Source organism: Psychrobacter piscatorii (assembly GCF_001444505.1).
GTDB lineage: Bacteria > Pseudomonadota > Gammaproteobacteria > Pseudomonadales > Moraxellaceae > Psychrobacter > Psychrobacter piscatorii_B.
Window position 1 is genome coordinate 26,377 of record NZ_LNDJ01000066.1, and the last position, 6,214, is coordinate 32,590.

Sequence of the window (6,214 nt, forward strand, 5' to 3'; positions counted from 1 at the left end):
TGCTTAAGACGCTGACGTTGATACTGTTTAATATTAATACCGTTTAATGATGTTAAACGGTATTAATATTTAGGCGATTTATCATCAGGTTTTTGCTGACGTTTTTGCCAACTCACGACCGTCTTGTAACGCCAAATCGCTTTAAAAGCAAGTCCACAAACGATGCTGGTTATAACCGCTAAAATCGTTAGCCCTATACAAAATGCTGTAAGCGATACAGTGCCCTTATAAGTAATAAAAGGGTTGGCGCCATCTGATAATGCCCATAAGCTAAAATCAGCAATCATTCTGCCGATAAAGCGCAAACTGATCACTGGTGCATCAATGATTTTTGCACCGATATAATACCCAGCATAAAAGATAGGCAAGCTGGTGACTGGATTGGTAATCCACGTTAGACCGAGAGCCATAGGTACATTGGCTCGAAAAATAAGTGAGCCAATCAAAGCCAGCAACATCTGTCCTGGCAGTGGAAAAAATGCGCTAAGCACGCCAATATAGACTGCTTTATTTAAGCTATGGCGGTTGAAGTGCCATAACCGAGGATCTGCCAAATGCGGGGCGAACAGTTTTAGGGTGCGACTTTCTAGGATTTTTTCCGGTGTAGGAAGCAGGTCTTTTAGACGTTTGTGGGGCACAGTATCGCCTTTAATCGTTAACGACAGTCCGCTCAATTGTATTGATGGGCTGGTATAAAGTAATATTATGGATAAAAAATACCGATGAGAATACATAGAGTGGTGATGGTAGAAAGCCATCATTTTAATATGCCTCATCAGTATAGGGTAATATAAATATAAATGCTATTGCCTCACAGATATGATGCTTCAGTCGCTTCTAAAATGTCGATAAAAATGGCTGCTCTGGCGCCTTATTATCATCAATAACTGGCGTTAGCTGCATTATAATATTTTGCTCATCAAGCAAGGAGTGCGGGTGTATTGGTTAGTTGGTAGCCTAGTAATTATTGCTATGATGGGTGTGTTGGCAGTTGCAGATAATGTGGCGATGCCGATCGACATGCCTTTATTGAATGTGGTCAGCGCCACAGGTTTGCTTTGGTTGCTTGTCATATTTGCTATTATTCTGCTTAGTGCTACTCAACTTAATAGCCCTTCAGTAAATACTCAAAGTACCAATAAAACGCGTTCTGTCAGCTCACCTAATGATGTTAAATTGTCACTTTTTAGCAAATACTTCTTATTTGGTCTATTAGCCGTTGGGTTGGTCGTGGGTAGCGCGCTACAAGCGCTAGTTGCACATCAGCAAGCCGAAACGACCAAAATCACTGACTCTATACGTGTACAAGCACTCGTTCGTATCGAAGGGATAAGTGACAGTGTATATGACGCCAGTACAGATAGCGGCTATCGACAAGTAGCAGTGGTCACACATTTAATGCCATTAGTCGCTGAGTTGACTCCTTAAGATTTGGCAAATAGTACAAGTGATTATTCGAAGGAAGAAAATAATAGCCTAAGTAAAAGCTATAATGAAAGCTCTGACAAAAACCTCAATAATAGTATTGAATACCGAGTATTGCTCAATGCCTATCCAAAGAACACATCAAATAATGATTCGTTCTCAAATTTAAATGATTTGCAACCAGGCGATGAGCTATTTATGAGCTTGGCATTGGTACCATTGTCTACCTCCAAGCAAGCAATAAGCAACCCGTCTGGTTTTGATAGTTATCGCTGGTTGCGAGGTCGACACATTGATGGTGTGGCAAATATACTGGCGGTTAGTCCGTTGACTGTCAGCAAAAGCAATAACGATGAAGCTTTACAACAAGCATCGACGTCTGACTCTTATTTCAAGCGATTTCGTACTCGTATTGATATAGGACGTTGGCAATTAAGAGATCATTTCTATAGAGATTGGCCTGCACAAACCACAGCAGAGCAGCAGGCCAGAGCTGTCACATTGAGTTTGCTCACAGGTGACCGTAGCTTGATCAATCGCGACACCAAGGATCTATATCAACTGGCGGGTATCTCGCATTTGCTTGCAATATCAGGGACACATGTACTGTTTTTAGCCATTGTATTGGGCGGCGCCGTTGTGTTGCTATTCAATCGACTGTGCCCAGTGGTTTATCGCTATATGCCGCGCTGGCAAGTGCGTTGGTGGGTAATGATTGGTGCTGCTTTTATCTATGCACTATTTACAGGTTTTGATGTGCCTGCTGCACGTACGGCGTGGATGCTACTGGCTATAGGCTTGGTAAGATTGACATTGCTACCTATCAGTACCATGCGTGTGTTGTTAGCATTAGCTGTCTTGATGGCATGGCAAGATCCGTATGTATTGTGGCAGGCAGGATATTGGCTATCTTTTATCGCAGTAGCGCTACTACTCAAGTATGAAGGCACCTCATATCAGCGCAATACAGCCACTGCGCCGCTACCATACAATGATGATAACGGGCGTGCTTATATAAGCAATGTTTTATTTCGCCGTGCATTGCAAATTGCTCAGCGTATATTCAAGTTACAATTCTGGCTATTTTTGACTTTATTGCCTATCACGCTGCTCTTATTTGGAAAGGCATCGTTATGGGGACTTATTGTCAATTTATTTGCCATTGGGCTGTTTGGGTGGGTGATTGTACCGCTCAATCTGTTAGCAGGGCTTTTTTACCTGTTATCACCCACGATAGCTGACAGCATTTGGTCTTTAGTCAGTGCCATCGTCGGCAATCTACATGAGTTGATTGGTTGGCTGACATCATTACCAGCATTAACAGACGCATGGCTTTATACACCAGTGAATATGGCGATATTGCTCATGGTGTTGTTAAGTATAGTACCTTGGCTTTTGCCAAGAGGGCTGCTCAGTCGCTGGTTGGCACTGCCTCCACTGACGCTGTTAATGATGACGGTGTATGCCAATCAGCAGTCAATGATAACAATGCCGACGTTATATATTTTGCCAACGGGTGATGCATATATCAGTGCAGCCTTGCTACAATTCCCTTTACATAATCAAAGCGTTAGTAACAGTAAGGATGGATCCTCACTTGCGAAAGACAATACCAGCTGGCTGTTTTTGGCTGATCATAGACCAACCGCAACACGGACCATGCCAAGCAATCTCACAGCGGATAAACTATCTGTATCTTTAGAGCAGCAACTGGGCAGTTTGTCAGTCGATAAACTAGAAGGCATCATAGTGCAGAGCAGTAGCACCGTACTGACTGACACGTTGAATGCCAGTGAGCAAAATATGGTCGTTAGCGCCAAAAATTCTGAGTTATTACCGCTGGCAGTTGCGCAGTTAAATCAGCAGCTACCTGTCAGTCAATATTGGCAAGCGGGACGCTCCGAGCGTTGGTCTGCATTCCAGCAAGCATCTAAAATAGCAGCTCAGTCTAAAGGTAAGACGAATATCAGTGCGCAAGGTTGCGAGCAAGGCAAAACATGGCAGGTGGCTAGTGGTGATTTATCCATCCAAGCAATGACAGGCTGGAGCGAGATAGGTGATACTAGCGTGTGGGACTGTACAATTGCGATTGATAGCAGCGTATCTATACAAGTTCTAAGATACAACGCAGCCGATCCGCTAAAGTCATTATCTGTAAACTCTCAAACGAAAATAGCAGATAACCAGTTAGATACGGATCACAAAAAATATTCTCTATCACGGCTTGTTTTAGATACTGACACCCATCCACGCGTTTGGCAGATGTGGTCATTATTATGTTCAGCTGATTCGAATAACGACAGTATGAGGTTTAAAAATATCACATGGCTTGGTCATAGTGCATCACAGATGACAACTGACGTCATAAGTCGTCAAAGCATCAATGATATTATCACCTACGATGACAAACCTTTAGAAGCGTCTTTATCGCTGAATATAATAAACAACGGTGTTGACGCAGAAGCGATGAGTCCTTAAAAATATTGCTTATACTCGCAGTGTTACAATATGGTGATATTTCACAGTTATACTATTGAACCATTATCGAAATACCACCATACTTAGCAGCCTATTAATACCGATGATTGACACGGCGAGGAGATATTTATTTTTAGCCGTATCTACCAATATCATCTTTTTATTGTTTTAGATTGTTTCTGACTTAGGAAGTTATATGCCCAACTGGCCACCAGACCCAAACAAACGTCCTGATAATTCGGCAAATCAGCCAACGCCAATGCAGCAACCAAACGCGCCGAGCGGACAAGAGTGGAAAGTACTGGAAAACACCTTATTAGCTAGTGTGGTTGAGCAGCGCCGTGCTCGTCGCTGGAGTATTTTCTTTAAACTGTTGACCTTTGGTTATATATTATTGATATTTTTGACCATAGGTCGCGGATGTAGTGGTTCGCCAACAGGTATGGATGCCGTTGATACTAGCTCGCCGCATTTGGCAGTGGTTGAGCTGCAAGGTGTGATCAGTAATGATGACGTGGCCAACGCTTACGACGTCAATGAGGCATTGAGAGACGCTTTTGCAAATAGTAACTCTAAAGCGGTGGCGTTAGACATTAACTCACCTGGTGGCTCACCGGTACAGTCTGATGAAATTTGGCAGACTATGATGGATCTGCGTAAAGAATATCCAGATAAAAAGCTTTATGCTGTTATCGGTGATATTGGTGCTTCAGGTGCTTATTATATCGCCTCTGCCGCAGATGAGATCTATGTCAATCCATCGAGCTTGGTTGGTTCTATCGGTGTCATTATGCCAAGTTACAATGTCAAAGGCCTAATGGACAAGGTCGGCGTAGAAGATCGTACTATCACTGCGGGTGAGTACAAAGACATCTTGAGTTTGTCGCGTCCATTGACTGACTACGAAGAAAAACATGTCGAAGGTGTGCTTGCTAATACGCACAAGCATTTCATCAATGCCGTCAAAGAAGGCCGCGGTGATCGCTTGAAAAATCCTGAACAAAACAAACTGTTTTCAGGACTGTTTTGGACCGGTGAGCAATCTATCGAGTTAGGTTTGGCAGACAAAACGGGCAGTATCACAAGCCTCAGTAAACAATTGGATCTTGATACGATCATCAGCTATAGCCCAACCGATCCGTTCCAAATGTTTATGGATCGCTTTGCGGTACAATTGGGTGCAGGCATTGGCTCTAGCATGAGTCTTGATGGGTTTTTGCCCCAAGAAGAAGGTAATGCAAAAATGCGTTAAGCGTTTAATATTTTAGATATACTGTGTATGATTGTTGAGGCTGAGCATATAATTATGCTCAGCCTTAATTGTATATAGTGCTAAAAACTACCTTAATATGAAATACAGTTGAATTATTAAAAATAATATATAAACCATCCCACGAGAGCCTATTATGAGTGATGAAATCAATTTGCAGACCTTTGCTGCGCTACCTGTCTCCAAGATAACAAAAAAGCCTGTACTACATTTTGCCCATGCCAATGGGATGCCAAGTGCTGTGTATGAGCCATTTTTTGCAGGATTGTCCGCATTTTTTACGATTGAATATATTGCCATGTTGGGTGATACGCCCGATTATCCAGTAGATAATCATTGGCGCAGTCTGACGCAGCAGGTGATCGATAGCGTAAAAACCGCCTGCGAAAAGCATAGCGTCACTCAGGTGGTGGGCGTGGGTCATTCACTTGGCGCCATGTGTACCTTGCAAGCAGTGTACCGTGAGCCTAAGCTGTTTGCTCAAGTAGTGCTTATGGATCCGCCTTGGATCTATGGCAAAGTTAGCTTGTTATGGCATTTGGCAAAGACAGTAGATAAATTGCCTCTCACGAGTAAGCGTTTGATGGACAAATTGTCACCAGCGGGTATCTCTAAGCATCGCCGTGATGTGTGGGAGAGTCGAGCAGATGCGTATGAAAAAATGCGGCACAAAGGATTTTTCAAAAACTTTGATGAGCGCAGCTTCCAAGGATATATCGATCATGGCTTGCATGAGCGCGCGGATGGTAAAGTGACACTGGCCATTCCTAAAGCTAATGAAGTAGAAGTGTTCCGTACCAATCCTTCTTGGTATTGGCTGACGCCCAATCGCGGCCCCAAAGTGCCTGTTACCTTGATTATCGGTCAAGACAGTATCTTTTTAAAACGTCGGTTTCCCCAACAGATAAAGTCGCGCTTGGGCATCCCTTATGAGACTCATGAGGGTGGGCATATGTTCCCACTTGAGCACCCAGAGTCTGTATCGCAGCAGGTACTAGAACTGATTAAGCGGCAACTATAGTCAATCCTAAATAAAACAGA

At 43.2% G+C, this 6,214-nt stretch carries 5 protein-coding genes; 4 read left to right on the plus strand and 1 reads right to left on the minus strand.

Going from position 1 to position 6,214, the window contains the following annotated elements:
* Positions 1 to 62 precede the first annotated feature (62 nt).
* Positions 63 to 638 carry a DUF2062 domain-containing protein gene (locus AS194_RS06865; RefSeq protein ID WP_227511596.1) on the minus strand — a complete coding sequence of 192 codons (576 nt, stop codon included), beginning with the start codon at positions 636 to 638 and terminating at the stop codon, positions 63 to 65.
* 298 nt (positions 639 to 936) lie between these two features.
* Between AS194_RS06865 and AS194_RS13900 the strand changes: the two genes are divergently transcribed.
* From AS194_RS13900 to AS194_RS06880, 4 genes are all read left to right on the plus strand, one after another.
* Positions 937 to 1,428 (plus strand): hypothetical protein, encoded by a 492-nt coding sequence (locus AS194_RS13900; RefSeq protein ID WP_227511597.1) that lies wholly within the window; start codon positions 937 to 939, stop codon positions 1,426 to 1,428.
* 3 nt (positions 1,429 to 1,431) lie between these two features.
* Entirely contained in the window at positions 1,432 to 3,903 is a 2,472-nt protein-coding gene (locus AS194_RS06870) for a ComEC/Rec2 family competence protein (RefSeq protein ID WP_227511598.1), read from the plus strand.
* Between the two features lie 196 nt (positions 3,904 to 4,099).
* Positions 4,100 to 5,155, plus strand: coding sequence for a signal peptide peptidase SppA (gene sppA, locus AS194_RS06875; RefSeq protein WP_058024772.1), 1,056 nt, complete (start codon positions 4,100 to 4,102; stop codon positions 5,153 to 5,155).
* A 154-nt stretch (positions 5,156 to 5,309) separates the two neighbouring features.
* Entirely contained in the window at positions 5,310 to 6,194 is an 885-nt protein-coding gene (locus tag AS194_RS06880; RefSeq protein WP_058024773.1) for an alpha/beta fold hydrolase, read from the plus strand.
* The last annotated feature ends 20 nt before the right edge of the window (positions 6,195 to 6,214 follow it).